We start from the raw sequence: 20,153 nt of genomic DNA on the forward strand, positions 1-20,153 counted from the left end.
TCAGATACATGCCGGCTTATGGCTAGTTCCTCATCCCAGACGCCGATGGCCGGCGGCTGCTTCCTGTCCCTTGCGATCATGCTGGGCGTTGCGATCGGCTTCACGCAGGGTCAGGCTTCGCTAGGGTTCGTGATCGGCCTTGGCGTAGGCCTGGTGCTTGCGCTGGGCACATGGTTGATCGACCGCAGACGGACCCGCTGAGCGGGACCGACCTGCGGCTCTCCGCGTTTGGTTCTTCGAACGCGATGAGGAGTTTCGCATGAAGGCCATAGCGCTGGGGTCCCCAATCGGCCTGGACCGGCTGATGCTTGAAGAACGGCCCGATCCGGGCGAACCCGGTCCTGGCGAGCTGCGCGTGGAATTGCACGGCAGCACGCTCAATTATCACGATCTTGGCGTCGCCACGGGCAGGATGCCGAGCGCGGTCGGCAGAGTGCCCTTGGCTGATGGTGCAGGCAAGGTGACGGCGGTGGGCACCGGCGTGACCGAGTTCGCCGTGGGCGACATGGTGGTATCGTGCTTCTTCCCCGATTGGCAGGACGGCGCGCCGCGTGTCGGCGATTTCAGCCGCACACCGGGCGACGGCATCGACGGTTTCGCGCAGGAGCATGTCGTGCTGCCGGCGACCGCCTTCACCCATGCTCCCAAAGCCTTTGACGCCGTCGAGGCGGCGGCGATCACCACTGCGGGATTGACCGCGTGGCGGGCGCTGGTCGTCGATGGCGCACTGAAGGCCGGCGACATCGTGCTGCTACTGGGAACCGGCGGCGTATCGATCTGGGCGCTTCAGATCGCAAAGATGATGGGCGCCACCGTGGCCATCACCTCCTCATCGGACGAGAAGCTGGAGCGGGCGCGCGGCATGGGCGCGGACTTCACGCTGAACTATCGCATGCAGCAGGATTGGGGGCGCGCGATCCGCGACTGGACCGGCGGACGCGGCGCCGATCATGTTGTCGAGGTCGGTGGACCAGGAACGCTTGCCCAATCGATCGAGGCAGTGCGCGTCGGCGGGCATATTTCGCTGATCGGCGTGCTGACCGGCGCCAGTGGTGAGGTGCCGACCGCGGCGCTGATGAGCAAACAGGCCCGGCTCCAAGGCCTGATCGTCGGCAGCCGCCGGGAACAGCAGGCGTTCGTCCGCGCGCTGGATGGCGGCGCGATCAAGCCCGTGATCGACTGCCGCTTCCCCCTGGAGCAACTGGCGGACGCGTTCCGTCATGAGATGAGCGGCAGCCATTTCGGCAAGATCGGCATCGAATGGTGACATCAGCGGGTTCATGACGCCGCCTACCGGGCAGCAAAGCCGCTTGCGGATTTGGAGGCGGCCGGAGCACCCCGGCCGCCATTTCACTCAGCGGCTGGCGTAGGGCCGCCCGGACTGAATGAGGCGCTGGCGCGCGGTGTTGCCGGGCACCGCAATGTGCGTCGCGGGATCGAACTCCACACCTGCCCCTTCGCCATCCTGCGGCACCCAGATCTCCACCGTCGTGTTGGTGTAGCCGTGCGGGAGGTAGCGGACATAATAGCCGTCCGGGTGGTGGTTCCAGCGGCCATCCGGGACGCCCATGCTGCCCGGGCCCTGGGGTGCGAGGCCGGCCAGCACGGCCACCCGTTCCAGTTCCGCGAAACTGGTGCCAGGTGTCGCGAGCATGCGGCGAAGGTCCGCTTCGGCCTGCATGATCTGGCGAAGCTCACGCGGCAGATTGTTGGCGATCATGGATTGGCCCAGAAAGTCGAGCGCACTGCGGTTCAGGCCCGCAAGCTGACGCGGCGTGAGAAGCTGGGCGGCGACCATTTTGTGCTCGTTCGACAGGTCCTCGAACTTGGCGCGCGCGACGATTGCCCATAGCAGCGCCTGGATCTCATGCTGGTCGATCTCCGGATGCGCGACCGAATTGCGCACGATCGCCATGACCGCCTCGCGCGCGGCGCCAAGCGGCGGCGCGTAGAGATAGCCCTCTCCCCCGCCTGGGCCATAGGTGCCGGCATGAAGGCAATAGCTCTGGTCATGAAAGCTGTAATAGCCCGGTTGCAGGACGAACCCGCCATTGGCGGTGCGTTGCAGGGTCGCCAGCGAGCGCTTGGGCTCGCGCGGCACGAAGCCGTCCCGCGTGGGATCGCCCCATTGTGCATCCGGCAAGCTGGTGGTGATCGGATCCTTTTGCAGCTTGGGCAGGCCGATGCCGGCCTTTCTGGCGAGCTTGCCCAGCCCGCCAAACTGCGCCTGTGCCGGCGTGGCACCGAGCAACAATCCTGCCGACAGCGTGGCATACAGCATCATACGCAATTTCATGTCGTCCCCTTGGCATCCACACGCCGTTCCCAAAAGCATGCATGGCGGCGCGTGCGTACATAGATCGCGACGTAGGTGCCAGCCCTCCGACGGTCATGACCGCAGCCGGGCGCGTGATTCACACCAGCGAACGACTCATCCAAGTGACCCGGCCGATCACTTCGACGTCGCCTGGCTTGCAATGGCGCGGGGGATAGGCCGGGTTCTCGCTCACCACATCCACGCCCCCTCCCAAGGCGGGCCGCAGCCGCTTCACCATCAGCGCGCCGTCAACACGAATCACGAAAATGCCGCCACGCGCGCGGACTTCGGCCCGGTCGCGGTCGACTAGGATCTCGTCACCATTCGACAGCAGCGGCTCCATGGAGTCGCCTTCGACGCGGATCATCGACGCCGCCTCCGGGCGGACGCCGAGCTGGCGCAACAGCGCGGGGGAGAGTTCGCCCGGGCGCCGCACGGCCTCCGCATCGGGGAGCCGGCCGGGGCCTGCCGACGCGCCGACGTCCAGGCGGGCGATCTCGATCAACCCCGACGCGTGCGGGCCGCCGAGCTGCGCATCGGGCACGCCGAAGAACGCCGCCAGCCGATGACGGTCGCCCTCCGCCAAGGTGCGCGGACTGCCGCGGCGTACATATTGCTGAAGATAAGCGGGATTGCGCCCGATCACCCGCGACAGCTCGGCAAAGCCGATGCCGTGCTGCGCCATCAGCGCTTCAAGCGCGGCACGTTGATCGGCTTCATCCATGAGATCTCCGTAGTCGTAGGGAATTTCCTAGACAAGTTGGATTTGAAGAACAAAACAGGATCATAGTCAGCGACTCAGGAGGGAGCAAGTGGGTGTCTGTGCAACGAAAGATCGAACGATTCCTGCGGCGTACGCAGATGAAGGACACGGTGTTCGGAAGGTTGGCCGTCGGCGACGGCCGGCTGGTGCGCGACCTGCGCAACGGGCGCGAGCCGCGCGCCAAGATGGTTGCGCGGATCGAGGCGTTCCTGGCGTCGCACGAGCCCCGGCCGTGAGCCGGGGGCCCGACGCCGCGACGCTGCTGGGTCGCGCATTGCTCGCTTCCGCGGCGGATGCGGGCTGCGCGGCGGCATTGGCGCACGCCGATTGGACGCGCTGGGCGAGCGCGACCTTTACCGGCGCGCGCCATAGGATCGTGATGCGGGCCGGCACCTCGCCGCTCCTGAACGCTTGGCTGGCAGGGCTGTCGGAAGCCGAGTTCGCGCTGCGCCGCCATCTGCTTGCCGACATCGCCGTGACACAGGTGGATCGCCATGACGGGTGGACCGAGTTCTGCCTTGAGGCGCTCACGGTCGAGGAACGCTAACCGTGCGGCAAAGCGGAAAGGGCTCGGAGACCCGCCACGGTGAAGGACGTTACGCAGTCGAGCCGGGGCGATCGCCGCACCGGCACCAGTGGAGAGTTTTCATGCGCAAGCTTTTGATGGCTGTTGGCTTGTTGGCCGTTGCCCTTCCCGCCGCCAGTGCAACCGCTGGGGACGCCCAGCGCGGCCATCGCAACCGTGAAGTACGTCAGGAACAGCGTGAGTGCCGCCGCGAGCTGCGCCGCGCCGACAATCGCCGCGAGTACAACCGCGAACTGCGCGAATGCCGCCGTGAGCTTCAGCGGGCGCGCCATTCGGGCCGGTATCAGAGCTGGGATCGCCGCTGGCGCAACTGGTAAGTGCTGGCGGGGGCGCGGGAGCTTCGTCTTCTGCGCCCGTCCGCGGGACGCCTTGTCAGGCGCGGCTGGCCATGCGCCGCAGGCTGGCGAGCGTGTCTTCGAGTCCGCCATCCTCACCACGCGCAAGGCGCGGTTCGGGCTTGGGCATCGCCGCCTGGGTCTGCACGCCCCGGCGAATAACCCCGCGCTCCAGCCGATCCAGCAGCGCGTGAACCGACGCTTCGGTCTCCGGACGGGCAAGCGCTTCTTCGCCGCGTGGCTTTAACGGTGCGGCATTGGCAAACGGGTACGCCGGCGTGCCGATAGGCGCGCGTTGCTGCGGCGTGACTTCGAACACCTCGATCCGCTCGGCGGGCGCGGTCGCCGGCACAACCACCGGCACAGGTTGCGGCCTGGCACCCACGGCCTCGGGCTTCGGCTTGATCGGGGGAAGCACCGGCGGCGGCAGCGGCACATCCGGCACGGCGCGTGGATCAAACGCGGCGAGCGGTTGATCAAGGTCCTCCGGCAGCGGCTGCTCGACGGGCTCGAGCGTCGCGGGGGGCTGGGCCGTGGCAGCTCGTAGCGGCAGCGGTTCGGCTTCGACCGGCGCTTCGGGCTTGAGCAGTGGGCGCTCGACCACAGGTTCGGTGGGCTTGCGCGGGGTAAGCGGCAGCGGCTTGGGGGTTTGGGGATCGGCGCCGACTTCCAGGAACGGCGTGCCCAGATCGCGCGCGGCCATCAGCGGTGGCCGCGGCGGCGCATCGGGATGCGCATCGGCGCGGCGTAGTACGGGCGCGCGATCCTTGTCCGGCTGCGGCTTGGGCCTGGCGGTCTGAAGGTCGACGGTCTTGGTGCCGACCAGCACGAACAGCGTCAGCCCAGCCATGATCCCGAAGAACCCGCCTGCGCCGAGCGCAAGGCAGATGCGGGCAGTGAAGCCGAGCGGCGGCTCCGCCGCGGCGACAAGCGCCGGCAGGCCGCTGCCCATGACGATGCTTTCCAGCACCGCGGTGGGCAGCACCAACGCGACCAGTGCCGCAAGCGCGCCGACGAGCGCCGCACCCAGCAAGGCGATGGGTGCCTTCATGCGTTCACCGGAGGCATGCGCGGCCGCGAGTCTCTCATGAGTCGGCCTTGTGCCAGACTATGGTAAACGGAATCATACCGCGCGACATTGTCGGCCCAGTTGCGCTCCGCCTCGACAAAAGCGCGGGCGCGGGCGCGGCGGGCTTCCCACTGTCCACGCTCGGCGAACAGGGCTGCGACGGCGCGCGCCAGTGCCCGGGGGTCGTCTGGCGCGAACAAAGTGCCCGTGTCGCCGTCACGGATGAGTTCGCGGTGGCCGCCGACATCCGACGCTGCCACCAGCCGCCGCTGCGCCATCGCTTCCAGGGGCTTCAAGGGAGTGACCAATTCAGTCAAGCGCATCTGCTTTCGCGGGTACACCAGCACATCGATAAGGCTGTAGTAACGCTCGACCTGATCATGCGGTACCCGGCCAAGGAAATGGATGCGGTTCGAAGCACCAGATGCCGCCGCTTGCGCGCGTAGCGCGGCTTCGGTTGGGCCGCCGCCCACCAGCACCAGGCGCATCGAAGGACGGGCATTGATCAGCGCCGGCATGGCGTCGATCAGCACGTCGAGGCCTTCATAGTCGTAGAAGCTGCCGATGAAGCCGATCGTCTCGCAACCCGCGAGGCCGAGCTGCGCAGCCAGCGCATCGTCATAGGGAAGCGGAGCTCCGAACAGGCCGAGATCGACGCCATTGGGCGAGACGAAGATCTTGTCGGCGCCGATGCCGCGGCCGATCAGGTCCTTACGAAGCCCGTCGCAGATCACCGCGACCGCGTGGGCGCGCTGCACCGCGCGGGTTTCGAGCGCGCGGGTCGTTCGATAACGCAAGCTGCCCTCACGCCCCGTACCGTTGCCGACCGCCGCGTCTTCCCAGAAGGCGCGGATCTCGTACACGAAGGGTAGCCCTAGGCGACGGGCGACTTGCTGACCGGCGATGGCGTCGAGCACCGGGGAATGGGCGTGCAGCACGTCTGGGCCGAAAGCTTCCGCCACTGCCTGAATACGGCGCGCGAAAGCACGAATTTCGCGCCATTCGCCCAGCGGCGCTGGAGCGGGCTCGGGTGCGACCGTGCGGAAGAAGCGCAGGCCGTCCACCACTTCCTCCGCCACGGGGCTCTCGCCATGCCGGGGCCCGGTGACCGCCGCGACGTTCCAGCCGCGCGCGATCTGCGCCTTCAGGATCGCGCGGGTGCGGAAGGTGTACCCGCTATGCAGCGGCAAGCCGTGGTCCAGGATGTGGAGGATCCGCATGGCCGCTCCCTGCCATGCGAGCCCTTAACGGCGCGTCAACTGCATTCGGGTACCAAGAGCCGTGTAGAGGAGCGATGGACCGATGATCGACAATCTATCGCTGGGTATCACCCATGGGCTGATGCTGCTGGCCGCGTTCCTGCTGCTGCGCCGGCCGGACCTCGACCAGGAAGCCGGTCCACAGGACCAGCAGCCTGCGCCCGGCAAGCGCCGCTGGGGCAAGCCCGGTGCGTGATCTCGCCTTTGTCGCATTCCTGCTGGCGCTGATCGGCACGGGTTTTCGCCGGCCGTTCCTGTTCGTGCTGGCTTACGCCTATATCGACATCGTCTCGCCGCAGCGGCTGACCTATCTGCTGCTGAACGCGGTGCCGATCTCGATGATCGCGGTAGCCCTGGCGGTGCTCGGCTGGCTGGTGATCGACGACAAGCGCGACGTTCGCATGGCGCCGCGGCAATTGCTGATCGTCGCGCTGCTCGGATATTGTCTCTACACCACGCTCAACGCCGACTTCAAATTGGAGGCGTTGGAAAAATGGGCGTGGGTGTGGAAGGCGCTGGCCTTTGCCGCCTTTCTGCCGCTGACGCTGCGCACCAGGCTGCGCATCGAGAGCCTGTTGTTGTTCATGGTGCTATCCGCCGCGTCGATCATCATCGTCGGCGGGATCAAGACGCTGGGTTCGGGCGGCGGGTATGGCGAACTGAACCTGATGGTTACCAACAATTCAGGGCTGTACGAGGGGTCGACCATCTCCACGGTCGCGATTGCGATCATCCCGCTGATCCTGTGGTTCTCGCGCTTTGGCACCGTGTTCCCGCCCGACTGGCGCGTGAAAGGGTTCTGCTATGCGCTGATCTTCGCATGCCTGCTGATCCCGGTAGGCACCTCGACGCGAACCGGGCTGGTTTGCATCGCCTTGCTCGCGCTGCTGCTGATCCGCGACGCCAAGCGCAAGATCGTGTATCTGAGCGCGCTTGCCTTTCTGGGGCTTGCCGCGATCCCGTTCCTGCCGGCATCGTTCACTGAGCGGATGGGAACGATCAAGACCTATCAAGGCGACGCGTCGGCCTCTACGCGGCTGGCAGTGTGGCAGTGGACGATCGACTACGCCAAGGACCACCCGCTGGGCGGCGGGTTCGAGGCGTATCGCCAGAACAAGATCCGCTATGAAAAAGTGAATGTGGTCGAGGCGGGCGGCCAGGCCGAGGTTGCGCGCAGCCTGGAGGTTGACCAGGCCCGCGCCTATCACAGCGCGTATTTCGAAATGCTGGGCGAACAGGGCTATCCCGGGCTGGCGCTGTGGCTGGTGATCAATGCTATCGGCATCTTCCGCATGGAAGTGCTGCGTCGGCGCTACCGCGATCCCCAACCCGGCGATGAATGGATCAGCCCGCTCGCCTCCGCGCTGCAGAACGGGCACATCATCTACATGCTGGGCGCGGCATTCATCGCCATCGCCTTCCAGCCCTTCGTGTACATGTTGATCGGTGCGCAGATCGGCCTGGACACCTATATGGCGCGCAAGCGCGCCGAGACGGCGTGGCGGCCCCTGCGGCGACAGCGGGTGGCGGCGGTGTGACGCGCGAGTTGAAGGCACTGACCAGCATGCGCGGGCTTGCCGCCTGGGCAGTGGTGCTGTTCCATGTCCGGCTCTCGATCGCCGGCCTGCCGCCCGCTGCCGAGGCGCTGCTGTCCAAAGGCTATCTGGCGGTCGACTTCTTCTTCCTGCTTTCGGGCTTCGTGATCTGGCTGAGTGCGTCCGACATGCTGCGCGCCGGGGGACTGAGCGCGCTTCCCCGCTTTCTCCAGCGGCGCGCGGCCCGCATCTGGCCGCTGCACCTGTTCATGCTGGCCGTCGCGGCATTGCTGTCGCTCGCACTGCTCGCCACAGGGCGTCAGTCGCAGCAATTCGCCTGGGCCGAACTGCCGCTGCACCTGCTGCTGCTTCAGAATTGGGGCTTTACCGATGCGCTCCGCTGGAACGACCCAGCCTGGTCGATCTCGTGCGAACTTGGCGCCTATCTCCTGTTTCCGGTGCTCGTCTTGAGCGTCGACTGGCGCCGCACGCCGTCCGCGGTGATCGTGCTGGCCGTGCTGCTTCTGCTCGGGCTTTTGCACATGGGGTACCAATTGCAGGGTGCATCAAGTTTAGGCGAGGCGATCCCTCGCCTGGGCATGCTGCGCTGTCTGCTGGAGTTCGCTGCGGGTACCGGCGTCGGCGCGCTCTGGCTGCGGTGGCAGAGTCGATGGCTCCACGCTGCGCTTGGTTCCACGTTCCTGGGAGTCGGACTGCTCGCCTGCGCCGGTTCCGGCTTGCTGCCTGAGACGCTGGCGCTGCCTGCCGGTCTCGCCGCGCTGCTCCTCACATTGGCGCTCAGCGCCGGGCGCGCCGGCAACGTGCTCGAATGCGCGCCGCTGCATTATCTGGGCGAGATCAGCTACGCGACCTATCTGGGCCACTTCCTGCTGTGGTTCGCCTTCAAGCTGGTACTGGTGGGGCCAAGCGGGATGATCGGCGGGGCATTGCTGGCGCTATACCTGCTGCTGGTGCTTGTCAGTTCGGTGGCGCTCTATCACCTGGTCGAGCGTCCGGCACAACGCTGGGCGAACCGCCTCGCCCTGCCCCGCCTCCGCGCCGCGGCCGTCTAGACCGCTACCCCCGGAACGAACGCGGGTCCCCAGGCATTCACTGGGACCACTCGCGAGGACGTCATGGCAGCCACCGACATCGTCTATGTCGATGATCAGGAAACGGGAATCACCCGGCGCAAGGTGCGCAACGGGTGGGGCTATTGGGATGCCGATGGTGAGCGGATCACCGACCGCGACGAGATTGACCGGCTGAACAAGATCGGCCTGCCGCCGGCTTATCGCGAGGCCTGGTTCTGCCCCGACCCGAACGGCCACATTCAGGCGATCGGCTATGACGAGAAGGGTCGGAAGCAGTATCGCTATCATGCGGGCTTTCGCGAGGCACAGGAGGCGGCGAAATACGACCGCTGCTCGGGCTTTGGCCACAGCCTGCCGCGCCTGCGTGAGCGGGTCGAGGCCGACCTCAAGCTGCGCGGGCTTAGCAAGCAGAAGGCGGTGGCGGCTGTGGTGCGACTGCTTGACCTTGGCACCATCCGCGTCGGCAACGAAGCCTATGCGCAGGAGAATAAGAGCTTCGGCGCGACTACTTTGCGCAAGCGCCACGCCAAGGTGAAGGGGCAGACGCTCAAGCTCCAGTTCCGCGCCAAATCGGGCAAGATGCGGATCATGACGGTGACCGACCGGACGCTGAGCGCCTTCGTGAAGCGGTGTCAGGACCTGCCCGGACAAAATCTGTTCCGTTGGGTCGACGATGCCGGCGAGGCGCATCCGGTGACTTCCACCGACGTGAACTGCTACATTCAGGAGGCGATGGGCGACCAGTTTTCGGCCAAGCATTTCCGCACCTGGGGCGCCAGCGTGATCGCATTCCAAACGCTGGCCAGCGCGAGCGACTATGTCGGCATCAAGTCGGTGCTGGAGCCGGTGACCGAAGCGCTGGGCAACACGCCGTCGATCGCGCGCAAATCCTACGTTCATCCGCGGCTGATAGAGCTGGCCAAGGAAAAGGTGGCGCAAGCCGAGTTCCGCGCCGGGCTGCGCCTGCCGCGCTCGACCCGTTATCTGACCCGCTACGAGCGCGGGCTGATACAGTTCCTCGAAGAGGAAATCATCGACGACCTGCAACAGCAAAAGGCCGCCTGACCCTTCGCATGACCAACAAAAGCACTGCGACGCCCATCCTGCCCCCTGGCCAATCGCTTCAAAGCCAGGCGCGCAGCCTGTTCCACGATTCGTTCGCGTGGTTCCAGCACCACTGGCTGGAGATCCTGATCTCGGGCGGGATTGCGGCGGCGATCGTGCTGCTGCTCCATGGCATCCGTGCCTGGGCGATCCGGCTGTGCAGCCGTGGCTCAGGCACCGCCAATTGGACGTCGATCATCGGTCGGGCGCTGGCGAAGACCGGCAATTTCTTCATCATCATGGCGGCGCTGCAGTTGGTGTCCGGCTATGCGCAGCCGCCGCAGACCGTCGCGACAACGATCCGCGTGCTGTTCACCGTCGCCGCCGTGTTCCAGGTCGCAATCTGGGTTCGCGAACTGATCTTCGGTGCGATCGAGCATCGCACCACGTCGGAGACGTATCACAACGAAGGGCTCGCCAGCGCGCTGGGGATTATCCGGCTGCTGGTGTCAATCGCGCTGTTCGCGGTCGCCACCGTGATGGTGCTGAGCAATGTCGGGGTGAACGTGACCGGGCTCGTTGCGGGCTTGGGCATCGGCGGCATCGCCATTGGCTTGGCGGCGCAGGGCATCTTCGGCGATCTGATCGCGGCGCTGTCGATCATCTTCGACCGGCCGTTCCGCGTGGGCCAGAACATTAAGTACGACACCACTTCGGGCACGATCGAGCAAATCGGGCTGAAATCCACCCGCGTGCGATCGTTCGACGGCGAGCTGCGGATCATTTCCAACCGGCAGTTGCTGGACAAGGAGATCCAGAACCTCAGCGACCGCAACCACATCCGTTTTAGCTGGATGCTGGGCGTTGCCTATGAAACGCCGCCCGAGACGCTGGACCGCATTCCGGCAATGCTCAGGGAAATCGTCGAGGCTGAAGGCGCTACGGCACCTCGCGCAGGCTTCGCCAATTTCAACGCGAGTTCGCTCGACTACGAGCTGATCGTCGAGGTGCCGACCAGCGACTGGAGCATCGCACATCCGACGCGCGACCGCATTGCCACGGCGATCCTGCGGCGGTTCACCGCCGAGAAGATCAACATTCCTTATCCGACGCAGACGACATACACCGCCGCGCCGGACGGCACGCTGGTGATGCCATATCCCGATCCGCAAATCGTGCGGGTGGATGGGACCGGCGCAGGCTAGATCCTCCTCCTGCCGGAGGAGGATCTACCGCCACTCAGATCCCGCCTTCGTCCAGGCTGAGCAGAGTCGCATTACCGCCCGCGCTCGTGGTGTCGACCGACACCGAGCGTTCTGCGCAGAAGCGCTGGAGATAGTGCGGGCCACCGGCTTTGGGACCAGTACCCGACAGGCCTTCGCCACCGAACGGCTGCGAGCCGACCACTGCGCCGATCATCGAGCGATTGACGTAGAGATTGCCGACGCGGGCGCGCGCCTCGGTCAGTTCGGCCGAGCGGGCGATACGGCTGTGCAACCCCATAGTGAGGCCGAAGCCCTTGGCGTTGATGCGAGCGATGGTTTCTTCCAGCGCGCCGGCTTTCCAGGTGGCGACATGCAGGATCGGGCCGAACCATTCGCGCGATAGGTCGTCGATGGAGTCCAGCCGCACCATCGTGGGCGGGACGAACAGCCCCTGCGCCGGCACGGGCAGCGTCTTGATCCAGCGCCCCTTCGCGCTCTCGCGATAGCCCATCAGATGGTCATAGGCCGCCTGGTCGATCACCGGGCCGACATCGGTGGCGGGATCGCCGGGGTCGCCGATCACCAGCTGCTCCATCGCGCCGCGCAGCATCTCGATTACGTTCGCGGCGACTTCCTCCTGAAGCAGCAACAAGCGCAATGCCGAGCAGCGCTGGCCCGCCGAGCGGAAGGAGGAGGTGAGCACATCGGCCACCACCTGTTCGGGAAGCGCAGTGGAATCGACGATCATCGCGTTGATGCCGCCGGTCTCGGCGATCAGCGGCACGATCGGGCGATCATCCCCTTCGAGCAGCGACCGGGCGATCTTCTTGGCAGTGGGCGTGGAGCCGGTGAAGGCCACGCCGGCGATGCGCGGATCGGCAGTGATGGCGGCGCCGATCTCCGGACCGCCGGGGATCAGGATCAACGCGTCTTCGGGTACGCCCGCCTGATGGGCAAGCTTGACTGCGGCGCGGGCGATCTCGGGTGTCTGCGGTGCGGGCTTGGCGATGACGGTGTTGCCGGTCACCAGCGCGGCGACGGCCTGGCCGAGAAAGATCGCCAGCGGGAAGTTCCAGGGAGCGATGGTTGCCCACACGCCGCGCCCTTCCATGCGCAGCTCGTTGCGCTCGCCCGTGGGTCCCGGAAGCACCAGCGGGGCCAGATCGCTGCGCGTACGCGCGGCGTAATAGCGGCAGAAGTCCGCGGCTTCGCGTACTTCGCCGATGGCGTCGGGCAGCGTTTTGAACGCTTCCTTCACCGCCAGCGACATCAGCGGAATGCGGTTCTCCTCCAGCAGGTCAGCCAGCCGTTCGAGGATCGTGGCGCGCTCCTCACGGCCGCGCGACGACCAGGCTGGGAAGGCTGCAGCCGCGCGGTCGATCGCCGCGCCGACATGGCCGGTCGCGGCGCGAGTCTCCGCTGCGGCGCCGGAGTCCGTGCCCTTTGGCACCGGGCTGAACGGGAACGCCGCCACCGCAGCGGCGGTCTCGGCCAGGATCTTGCGCTCCTGCAAGTCGATACCGCCCGAGTTCTTCCATTCGCCGAACAGCTCGACCGGCAGCGGGATGCTCGGATGGCGCACGCCACCCACTGCGATGATCTTTTCGACCGGATCCGCCAGCAGTTCGGCTTCGCTCAATTGCTCGTCGGCAAGCTGGTGGACGAAGCTCGAATTGGCGCCATTCTCCAGCAGGCGCCGCACGAGGTATGCCAGCAAGTCGCGGTGGCCGCCCACGGGCGCATAGATGCGGCAGTGATAGCCCTCTTCACGCACCAGCCGCTCGTACAGCCCCTCGCCCATGCCGTGGAGGCGCTGGAACTCGAAGTCGCGGCTGTCGCCCGCCCATTCGAGGATGGTGGCGACGGTGAGCGCATTGTGGCTGGCGAAAGCGGGCACGATGTTCCGCGCGTCGAGCATATCGCGCGCGCAGGCGAGATAGGACACGTCGGTCGCCGACTTGCGGGTGAAGAGCGGATAGTCACTCAGTCCTTCAACCTGGGTGCGCTTGATTTCGCTGTCCCAGTACGCGCCTTTGACCAACCGGACGTGCATCGGCCGGCCGAGCTGGTCGGCCCAGGCGATCACCGCGCGCGCGCGCTTGCCATAGGCCTGCACGGCCATGCCGAAGCCGTCCCAGCCCTTCAGTTCTGGACGCTTGGCGACGCTGCCGATGATGTCGAGGCTCATGTCGAGCCGCTCACTCTCCTCAGCGTCGACGGTCAGCGGGATACGCTGGCTGCACGCCTCCGACGCTAGCTGTGCGAGCATGTCGGTCAGCTCGGGGACGCACTTGTCGTACTGGCCGACTTCGTAGCGCGGGTGCAGCGCGGACAGCTTGACCGAGATCGAATGCCCAGCCTTGGGGTCACGCCCCACCGCGCGGATCGCTTCGAAATAGGCTTGGAAGTAGCGCTCGGCATCGGCCTTGGTCCGCGCCGCCTCGCCCAGCATGTCGAAGCTGGCGGTGAAGCCGTGGTTCTCGGGCTTCTTCATCCGCTTCATGGCTTCGTCAATGGTGCGGCCCATCACGAAGACTTCGCCCATCCGCTTCATGGCGGCGCCGACCGCCTGGCGCACGAACGGCTCACCGGCGCGGCTGATCAGCCGGCGCAGCGATCCGGTCTGTTCGTCGCCGACCAGCGCGCGGCCGAGCATCAGGCCCCAGGTGGCGCTGTTCACCAGCATCGAGTTGGACTTGCCGGAATGCGACTTCCAGTTCGCATCGCCGATCTTGTCGGCAATCAGCAGGTCGGCGGTTTCGGGATCGGGGACGCGCAGGAACGCCTCGGCCAGGCTGAGCAGCGCGACGCCTTCCGACGAGTTCAGCCGATATTCCTGGAGGAACTGGTTTACCCAGCCGCGGGTCTGCGCCGCACGCAGATCAGCGAGCAGCCCCAGCGCATGCCCCATCACCCGCCCGCGCGACTCGGGCGACAGCCGCGCACGCTCCGCAAGCGGTTTTAGAACATCGGGTTCGCTCGCCCGATGCAGCTTTTCCATGGAAGCACGCGGGTTGGACGCTACGTCACTCTGCATTTTCAAAATCTCGGTCGGGCGAGGCTTGCGAGAAGCCCCGCGGGGTCACTAGATATGCCCAGCGCTATGATAGAAAATTGCGCAGGAGGACAGCCCCGGTGAACGCAGTGACGGTGCAGCAACTGGCCGAACAGGTCGGCGCCGAGCGGCTATCGGATTGGGTTGAAGTCACCCAGGGGATGATCGACCAGTTCGCCGATGCGACCGCCGACCACCAGTTCATCCATGTCGATCCCGTGCGAGCCGCGCAGACGCCGTTCGGGGGCACTATCGCGCATGGTTTCCTCTCGCTTTCGCTGATGCCGATGCTCAGCCAACGTGCCGGCGGGCCGCAGATGACTGGTGCCCGCATGGGGGTGAACTATGGCGGCAACAAAGTCCGCTTCCTCCAGCCGGTTCGCTCCGGCGCGCGCGTGCGCGGCCGCTTCAAGCTGCTGAAGCTCGCCGAACGCCAGCCCGGCGTCTGGGAACAAGTTCAGGAATACACCCTCGAAATCGAGGGCGCAGATAAACCCGCGCTGATCGCCGAATGGATCGCGCTCATCTACGTCTGAAAAGGAAGAACCATGCGCTCCGCAGTTATCGTCTCCACTGCCCGTACCCCGATCAGCCGCGCCTATCGCGGTGCGTTCAATGCCACCGCTGCGCCGACCCTCGCCAGCCACGCGATCAAGGCAGCGGTGGAACGCGCCGGCATCGAAGGTGCGCAGGTCGACGACCTCGTCTTCGGCGCCGCGCTGCAACAGGGTAGCCAGGCCGGCAATATCGCCCGCAACGCGTTGCTGCGCGCAGGGCTGCCGACCACCGTGCCGGGCATGTCGGTCGACCGCCAGTGCGCGTCGGGCCTGATGGCGATCGCCACCGCGGCCAAGCAGATCACGCAGGACAACATGGACATCACCGTCGGCGGAGGCGTCGAGTCGATCAGCCTGGTGCAGACCCCGCAGCTACGCATCGAGCCCGATCGCGAACTGCTGGCTATCCAGGGCGACATCTACATGCCGATGCTCCAGACCGCCGAAGTGGTCGCCAGCCGTTATGGCATCGGCCGCGACCGCACCGACGCCTATGCCTTCCAGTCGCAGCAGCGCACCGCCGCCGCGCAGGCCGCGGGCAAGTTCGACGGCGAGATCGTATCGGTCACCGCGACGATGAACGTGGTGAACAAGGAGACCAAGGAAGTCAGCCAGAAGGAAGTCACGCTGGCGAAGGACGAGGGCAACCGTCCCGAAACGACGCTGGAAGGGCTGACCGGGCTTCAGCCGGTGCTGCCGAACGGCACGATCACTGCGGGCAACGCGTCGCAGCTGTCCGACGGCAGCGCGGCTTGCGTGCTGATGGAGGAGAAGCTGGCCTCCAGCCGAGGTCTTCAGCCGCTGGGTCGCTATGTCGGCATGGCGGTGGCCGGCACTAAGCCCGACGAAATGGGCATCGGCCCGGTCTTCGCCATCCCCAAGCTGCTCGAGCGCTTCAACCTGAAGATGGACGATATCGGCCTTTGGGAGCTGAACGAAGCCTTCGCGGTGCAGGTGCTGTATTGCGCCGACAAGCTGGGCATCCCCAATGAGCTGCTCAACGTCAATGGCGGCGCGATCTCGGTCGGCCACCCCTATGGCATGTCAGGCGCGCGCATGACCGGCCACGCGCTGATCGAAGGCAAGCGGCGCGGCGCTAAGTATGTGGTGGTCACCATGTGCGTCGGCGGCGGCATGGGTGCGGCGGGGCTGTTCGAGGTACTGTAAGCGACTCGTTGCATATAAGCGCCCGCGCTTATATTTAGTGAAGCAAGCGACACCGGTACTCCGGTTCCTGGGCCTCGATCGTGCCAGCGATCGGGGCCCAACTCGTTTGGGACCCGGCTGCCAGGCCGAGCCCTCCCGTCGTGCTTACTTGCAGCGTGCTACCTCCACCACCTTGAGCACCAAGGTGGTGGAGGCGAACAACACGCCAAGGACCAGGCACAAGTCAGCAAGCGACATTGTGCATACTCCCTTTCACGGCGGCGGGATTGCCGCCGCACGCCTAGACTGACGCGCACCGCCTGATGCTGCAACCTTGCCGCGCTCGCCTCGTTGTCCTGCCGAACCGATACAAACGGAGTAGGAACCGATGGCCGACAAGACCCCCGCCGAACTCAAGCAGGACCTTTGGCAGAAGATGGCGGACAGCCCGTTCGTCATGGTCGGGCTGATGGACGGCGGGCATCACATCCCGCTCACCGCGCAGCTCGACAAGGATCAGGTCGACACGCTGTTCTTCTTCATCGGGAAGGACAATCGCCTGGCGAAGGGCGGCGATGGCATGGCCCACTATGTGTCCAAGGGGCACGACTATTTCGCGTGCCTGTCGGGCACCGCCAAGATCGACAACGACCCCGCGCTGATCGACAAATTGTGGGACAAGCAGGCCGAAGCCTGGTTCCCCGAAGGCAAGGAAGACCCGAACCTGGCGCTGCTGCGCTTCGACATTGACAGCGCCGAGCTGTGGGAAACCGACATCTCGGTCAGCGGCCGCGTCAAGATGCTGTTCGGCGGCACGATCCGCCCAAGCGAAAGCAGCAGCCACGCCAAGGTTCAAACCACTGCGGAATCGTCGCAGGCCTGACCTGTTCGCTCCTCCCCTGCAAAAGGGGAGGAGCGCTTGCTCAGTCGTTCGCGGCCATCCACTGCTCCAGCACCGGCGCGATCCGCGTCCGCCACTTGGAGCCATTGAAAATGCCGTAATGGCCGACGCCTTCGGCCATGTGATACAATTTCTTGGCATCGGGAAGCTCGGTCGCCAGCGTCAGCGCCGCCTTGGTCTGCCCCAGCCCCGAAATGTCGTCGCGCTCGCCCTCGATCGCCAGCAAGCCGATGTCGGTGATCGCCGCCGGATCGACCTTGCGCCCGCGATGAATCATCTCGCCCTTGGGCAGCGCGTGGGTCTGGAACACCAGATCGATCGTCTGGAGATAGAACTCCGCGGTCATGTCGCAGACCGAGCGATATTCCTCGTAGAAGCGCATCGTTGCATCAGCGCTCTCGTCGTCGCCCTGGACGAGATGTTTGAACATCTCCCAATGGCTGATCATGTGGCTGCCCAGGTTCATCGTCATGAACCCGGCAAGCTGCAAGAAGCCCGGATAGACCCGCCGACCCGCGCCGGCATAGGTCGCTGGCACCGTCGCGATCACATTCTGCTCGAACCAGCTGAACGGCCGCTCGGTCGCGAGTGTGTTCACGGCGGTCGGCGCCTCGCGGGTGTCGACCGGACCGCCCATCATCGTCAGTGTCTTGGGCCGGTTGGGATGCGCATCGGCGCTCATCACCGCCACTGCGGCATAGCTGGGGACCGATGGCTGGCACACCGCCAGCATATGCGCGCGCGGATCGCCTTGGGCGCCGATATGCTCGAGATAGGCGATGATGTAGTCGACATAATCTTCCAGGTCGAAGCTGCCGTCGCTGAGCGGCACTTGCTTCGCGTCGCGCCAGTCGGTGATGTAGACGTCCGCCACCGGCAGCATCCGCTCCACCGTGCCACGCAGCAGCGTGGCATAATGCCCCGACATCGGCGCCACGATCAGCAGCTTGGGGCCACCCTCCACACCCTGACGCACGAAGCGCTTGAGCTGGCCGAACGGCTTGCGCAGCACGATCTCTTCATGGACATCCACTTCGCGGCCATCGACAGTGGTGCGGTCGAGCCCGAAGTCCGGCTTGCCGCGCGGTGCGGAGGCATGGGCGAAGACTTCCAGCGCCGAGGCCATGACCGGGCCGCCGCCCCATGCTGCAAAGGGGTTGGCGGGATTGTTGAGCAGGCCTGCAGAGAAGTTGGCGAACGCACTCGCACCCGCGAGGAGCGAGCGCTGGATTTCATAGGCGTCGTACAGCATCCAATTCCTTCCGCCGCCACGCGCAGCAGAGTGCGGCGGCTTTCCCGATCAATATAGCGTCGCCTTGTTGCACCGCAACGAAGGAACGCTTCCGGGAAAATGCGGTGGCCAGTATCTTGTCGACGCGGAAAACGGATGTCCTGCAAACCGCTTACACCTGCTTATCAAGGGCTTAGGCGTAGACTTCCGCTCAACGGTTCCCCTGCCCCGGCATTCGCGCTAGTCCGCCCCGCATGGCCGATCCCGCCCCTGCTCCGCAGCCCAAGCGCAAGCTTAGCAACCTGTTGATCGTGTGGCGTTTTACCCGCCGCTACCCGCTGCAACTGGCGCTTGCGACGCTGGCGCTGATCGGGTCGTCGATCGCCACCTTGTGGATCCCGCGCACCTTCCAGAAAATTGTCGACAACGGCTTCGCCGCGGGCGCGGACACAAGCAAGATCGGCGTGTATTTCCAGGGATTGCTGCTGGTCGTGCTGGCGCTGTCGGTCGCGACGGCGGTGCGCTTCTACTTCGTCAGTTGGGTCGGCGAGCGCACCGTTGCCGACATGCGCGTGGCGGTGCACCGCAACCTGCTGCGCCTGCCACCCAAATGGTTCGAGGAGAACCGCCCGTCCGAGATCGCGTCGCGGCTCACCTCCGACACCGCGATCATCGAGATGGTGGTGGGCACCACCGTCTCCACCGCACTGCGCAATCTGCTGACCGGCATTGGTGGCCTGATCTACCTCTTCGCGCTGTCGCCACGGATCGCAGCGTACCTGCTGGTCGGCATCCCGCTGATCGTGCTGCCGATCGTCTGGCTGGGCGGACGCGTGCGCACGCTCTCTCGCACCAGCCAGGACAGCATCGCCGAGATCGGCGCGACTTCGTCCGAGACGCTGGGCGCGATGCGGATCGTCCAGGCGTTCGGCCAGGAACGCCGCGAGAGCGCGCGGTTCGAAGGCGCGGTCGAGCGCAGTTTCGCCGCCGCCAAGCGCCGCTTCGGCCTGCGCGCGGTGATGACCGCTTTGGTGATCGGAGTGCTGTTCACCGCCATCACGCTGATCATGTGGGACGCGGTGTCGGGCGTGGCCGAAGGGCGCATCTCGGGCGGCGCGATCACGGCGTTCGTGATCACCGCCGGGCTGGTGACCGGGTCGTTCGGCGCGCTGACCGAAGTCTATGGCGAGCTGCTGCGGGGATCGGGCGCGGCGAGCCGGCTGGCCGAATTGCTGACCGAGCAGCCCGACATCGCCGCGCCGGCCAAACCGGTGGCGCTGCCGCAGCCGCCGCGCGGAGAGATCGCGTTCGAGCAAGTGACCTTCCGCTATCCCAGCCGGCCGGAGGTTTCGGCGCTGAACGACTTCTCGCTGGACGTGCGGCCCGGCGAAACGGTGGCGGTGGTGGGCCCATCGGGTGCGGGCAAGTCGACGCTGTTCCAGCTGGTGCAGCGTTTCTACGACCCCGAAGCCGGCACCGTGCGGATCGACGGCGTGGCGGTGCGCGACGCCGATCCGGGCGAGGTGCGCGCGCGCATGGCGATCGTGCCGCAGGAAACGGTGATCTTCGCAGCCTCGGCGCGGGACAATCTGCGCTATGGCGCCTGGGATGCCAGCGACGACGCGATCTGGGCCGCGGCGGAAGCCGCCAACGCCGCGGAGTTCCTGCGCGCGCTGCCGCAGGGGCTCGACACCTTCCTGGGCGAAGGCGGCGCGCGGCTTTCGGGCGGGCAGCGCCAGCGGATCGCGATTGCGCGCGCACTGCTCCGCGATGCGCCGATCCTGTTGCTGGACGAGGCGACGAGCGCGCTGGACGCCGAAAGCGAGCGGCTGGTGCAGGACGCGCTGGAACGGCTGATGGCGAACCGCACGACTTTGGTGATCGCGCACCGGCTTGCGACCGTACGCGCGGCCGCGCGGATCATCGTGATGGACGAAGGACGGATCGTGGAAAGCGGGACGCATGGCGCGCTGGTGGCGCAGGGCGGGCTGTATGCGCGGCTGGCGGCGTTGCAGTTTAGTGAGGTGGGGTGAGGTTGGGATAGGCCCAGCCCCAC

20 protein-coding genes are annotated in these 20,153 nt (G+C 66.1%); 13 read left to right on the top strand and 7 right to left on the bottom strand.

Features of this window, described 5'->3' with window-relative positions; genetic code table 11:
* Window positions 1-18 precede the first annotated feature (18 nt).
* The gene (locus FHT02_RS13465; protein WP_184088776.1) at window positions 19-201 is read left to right on the top strand and encodes a hypothetical protein; all 183 of its coding nucleotides are present in this window, start codon (window positions 19-21) and stop codon (window positions 199-201) included.
* 58 nt (window positions 202-259) lie between these two features.
* Window positions 260-1,267 (top strand): zinc-dependent alcohol dehydrogenase family protein, encoded by a 1,008-nt coding sequence (locus tag FHT02_RS13470; RefSeq protein ID WP_184088400.1) that lies wholly within the window; start codon window positions 260-262, stop codon window positions 1,265-1,267.
* Window positions 1,268-1,354: 87 nt separating this feature from the next.
* On the opposite strand, the gene FHT02_RS13475 is transcribed toward FHT02_RS13470, so the two are convergent.
* Together FHT02_RS13475 and FHT02_RS13480 are read right to left on the bottom strand one after the other, a co-directional pair.
* Window positions 1,355-2,296, bottom strand: coding sequence for a hypothetical protein (locus FHT02_RS13475; protein WP_184088403.1), 942 nt, complete (start codon window positions 2,294-2,296; stop codon window positions 1,355-1,357).
* A gap of 118 nt (window positions 2,297-2,414) precedes the next feature.
* Window positions 2,415-3,041, bottom strand: a complete 627-nt coding sequence (locus FHT02_RS13480; protein WP_184088406.1) for a S24 family peptidase — start codon at window positions 3,039-3,041, stop codon at window positions 2,415-2,417.
* A gap of 92 nt (window positions 3,042-3,133) precedes the next feature.
* On the opposite strand from FHT02_RS13480, the gene FHT02_RS13485 reads away from it, so the two are divergent.
* On the top strand, window positions 3,134-3,316 hold the full coding sequence (locus FHT02_RS13485) for a hypothetical protein (RefSeq protein WP_184088409.1): 183 nt from the start codon (window positions 3,134-3,136) through the stop codon (window positions 3,314-3,316).
* Entirely contained in the window at window positions 3,313-3,627 is a 315-nt protein-coding gene (locus tag FHT02_RS13490; protein ID WP_184088412.1) for a hypothetical protein, read from the top strand. The genes FHT02_RS13485 and FHT02_RS13490 overlap by 4 nt, the downstream gene beginning before the upstream one ends.
* On the opposite strand, the gene FHT02_RS13495 is transcribed toward FHT02_RS13490, so the two are convergent.
* From FHT02_RS13495 to FHT02_RS13505, 3 genes are all read right to left on the bottom strand, one after another.
* Window positions 3,624-3,938, bottom strand: coding sequence for a hypothetical protein (locus tag FHT02_RS13495; RefSeq protein ID WP_184088415.1), 315 nt, complete (start codon window positions 3,936-3,938; stop codon window positions 3,624-3,626). The genes FHT02_RS13490 and FHT02_RS13495 overlap by 4 nt on opposite strands.
* 100 nt (window positions 3,939-4,038) lie before the next feature.
* Window positions 4,039-5,052 carry a hypothetical protein gene (locus tag FHT02_RS13500; RefSeq protein WP_184088429.1) on the bottom strand — a complete coding sequence of 338 codons (1,014 nt, stop codon included), beginning with the start codon at window positions 5,050-5,052 and terminating at the stop codon, window positions 4,039-4,041.
* Window positions 5,049-6,290 (bottom strand): TIGR04063 family PEP-CTERM/XrtA system glycosyltransferase, encoded by a 1,242-nt coding sequence (locus FHT02_RS13505; RefSeq protein WP_184088432.1) that lies wholly within the window; start codon window positions 6,288-6,290, stop codon window positions 5,049-5,051. The genes FHT02_RS13500 and FHT02_RS13505 overlap by 4 nt, the downstream gene beginning before the upstream one ends.
* Before the next feature lie 82 nt (window positions 6,291-6,372).
* On the opposite strand from FHT02_RS13505, the gene FHT02_RS13510 reads away from it, so the two are divergent.
* The 5 genes from FHT02_RS13510 (at window position 6,373) to FHT02_RS13530 (ending at window position 11,207) form a co-directional block, all read left to right on the top strand.
* A complete protein-coding gene (locus FHT02_RS13510) occupies window positions 6,373-6,525 on the top strand; it encodes a hypothetical protein (protein ID WP_184088435.1) in 153 nt (50 codons plus the stop codon).
* Window positions 6,518-7,867: a putative O-glycosylation ligase, exosortase A system-associated gene (locus FHT02_RS13515; protein ID WP_184088438.1), complete on the top strand. Its 1,350-nt coding sequence runs from the start codon at window positions 6,518-6,520 to the stop codon at window positions 7,865-7,867. Before FHT02_RS13510 ends, FHT02_RS13515 begins: the two co-directional genes overlap by 8 nt.
* On the top strand, window positions 7,828-8,937 hold the full coding sequence (locus FHT02_RS13520) for an acyltransferase family protein (protein ID WP_343056945.1): 1,110 nt from the start codon (window positions 7,828-7,830) through the stop codon (window positions 8,935-8,937). Before FHT02_RS13515 ends, FHT02_RS13520 begins: the two co-directional genes overlap by 40 nt.
* A 63-nt stretch (window positions 8,938-9,000) precedes the next feature.
* Window positions 9,001-10,023 carry a DNA topoisomerase IB gene (locus tag FHT02_RS13525; RefSeq protein WP_184088441.1) on the top strand — a complete coding sequence of 341 codons (1,023 nt, stop codon included), beginning with the start codon at window positions 9,001-9,003 and terminating at the stop codon, window positions 10,021-10,023.
* An 8-nt stretch (window positions 10,024-10,031) separates the two neighbouring features.
* Window positions 10,032-11,207 carry a mechanosensitive ion channel family protein gene (locus FHT02_RS13530; protein ID WP_184088456.1) on the top strand — a complete coding sequence of 392 codons (1,176 nt, stop codon included), beginning with the start codon at window positions 10,032-10,034 and terminating at the stop codon, window positions 11,205-11,207.
* 34 nt (window positions 11,208-11,241) lie between these two features.
* Here the strand turns inward: FHT02_RS13530 and putA are convergent, their stop codons facing one another.
* Complete coding sequence (gene putA, locus FHT02_RS13535; RefSeq protein WP_246352397.1) at window positions 11,242-14,208, bottom strand: bifunctional proline dehydrogenase/L-glutamate gamma-semialdehyde dehydrogenase PutA; 2,967 nt, start codon at window positions 14,206-14,208, stop codon at window positions 11,242-11,244.
* A 134-nt stretch (window positions 14,209-14,342) separates the two neighbouring features.
* Between putA and FHT02_RS13540 the strand changes: the two genes are divergently transcribed.
* The 3 genes from FHT02_RS13540 to FHT02_RS13550 all read left to right on the top strand — a co-directional run bounded on the left by FHT02_RS13540 (window position 14,343) and on the right by FHT02_RS13550 (window position 16,848).
* Window positions 14,343-14,798, top strand: coding sequence for a MaoC/PaaZ C-terminal domain-containing protein (locus tag FHT02_RS13540; RefSeq protein WP_184088463.1), 456 nt, complete (start codon window positions 14,343-14,345; stop codon window positions 14,796-14,798).
* Between the two features lie 12 nt (window positions 14,799-14,810).
* Window positions 14,811-15,986 (top strand): acetyl-CoA C-acyltransferase, encoded by a 1,176-nt coding sequence (locus tag FHT02_RS13545; RefSeq protein ID WP_184088466.1) that lies wholly within the window; start codon window positions 14,811-14,813, stop codon window positions 15,984-15,986.
* 367 nt (window positions 15,987-16,353) lie between these two features.
* Window positions 16,354-16,848 carry a pyridoxamine 5'-phosphate oxidase family protein gene (locus tag FHT02_RS13550; protein ID WP_184088469.1) on the top strand — a complete coding sequence of 165 codons (495 nt, stop codon included), beginning with the start codon at window positions 16,354-16,356 and terminating at the stop codon, window positions 16,846-16,848.
* Between the two features lie 40 nt (window positions 16,849-16,888).
* On the opposite strand, the gene FHT02_RS13555 is transcribed toward FHT02_RS13550, so the two are convergent.
* Window positions 16,889-18,118 carry a polyhydroxyalkanoate depolymerase gene (locus FHT02_RS13555; RefSeq protein WP_184088472.1) on the bottom strand — a complete coding sequence of 410 codons (1,230 nt, stop codon included), beginning with the start codon at window positions 18,116-18,118 and terminating at the stop codon, window positions 16,889-16,891.
* A 233-nt stretch (window positions 18,119-18,351) separates the two neighbouring features.
* Between FHT02_RS13555 and FHT02_RS13560 the strand changes: the two genes are divergently transcribed.
* A complete protein-coding gene (locus tag FHT02_RS13560) occupies window positions 18,352-20,130 on the top strand; it encodes an ABC transporter transmembrane domain-containing protein (protein ID WP_184088488.1) in 1,779 nt (592 codons plus the stop codon).
* Window positions 20,131-20,153: the final 23 nt, after the last annotated feature.

This window comes from Sphingomonas xinjiangensis, from assembly GCF_014199255.1.
Classification (GTDB): domain Bacteria; phylum Pseudomonadota; class Alphaproteobacteria; order Sphingomonadales; family Sphingomonadaceae; genus Sphingomonas; species Sphingomonas xinjiangensis.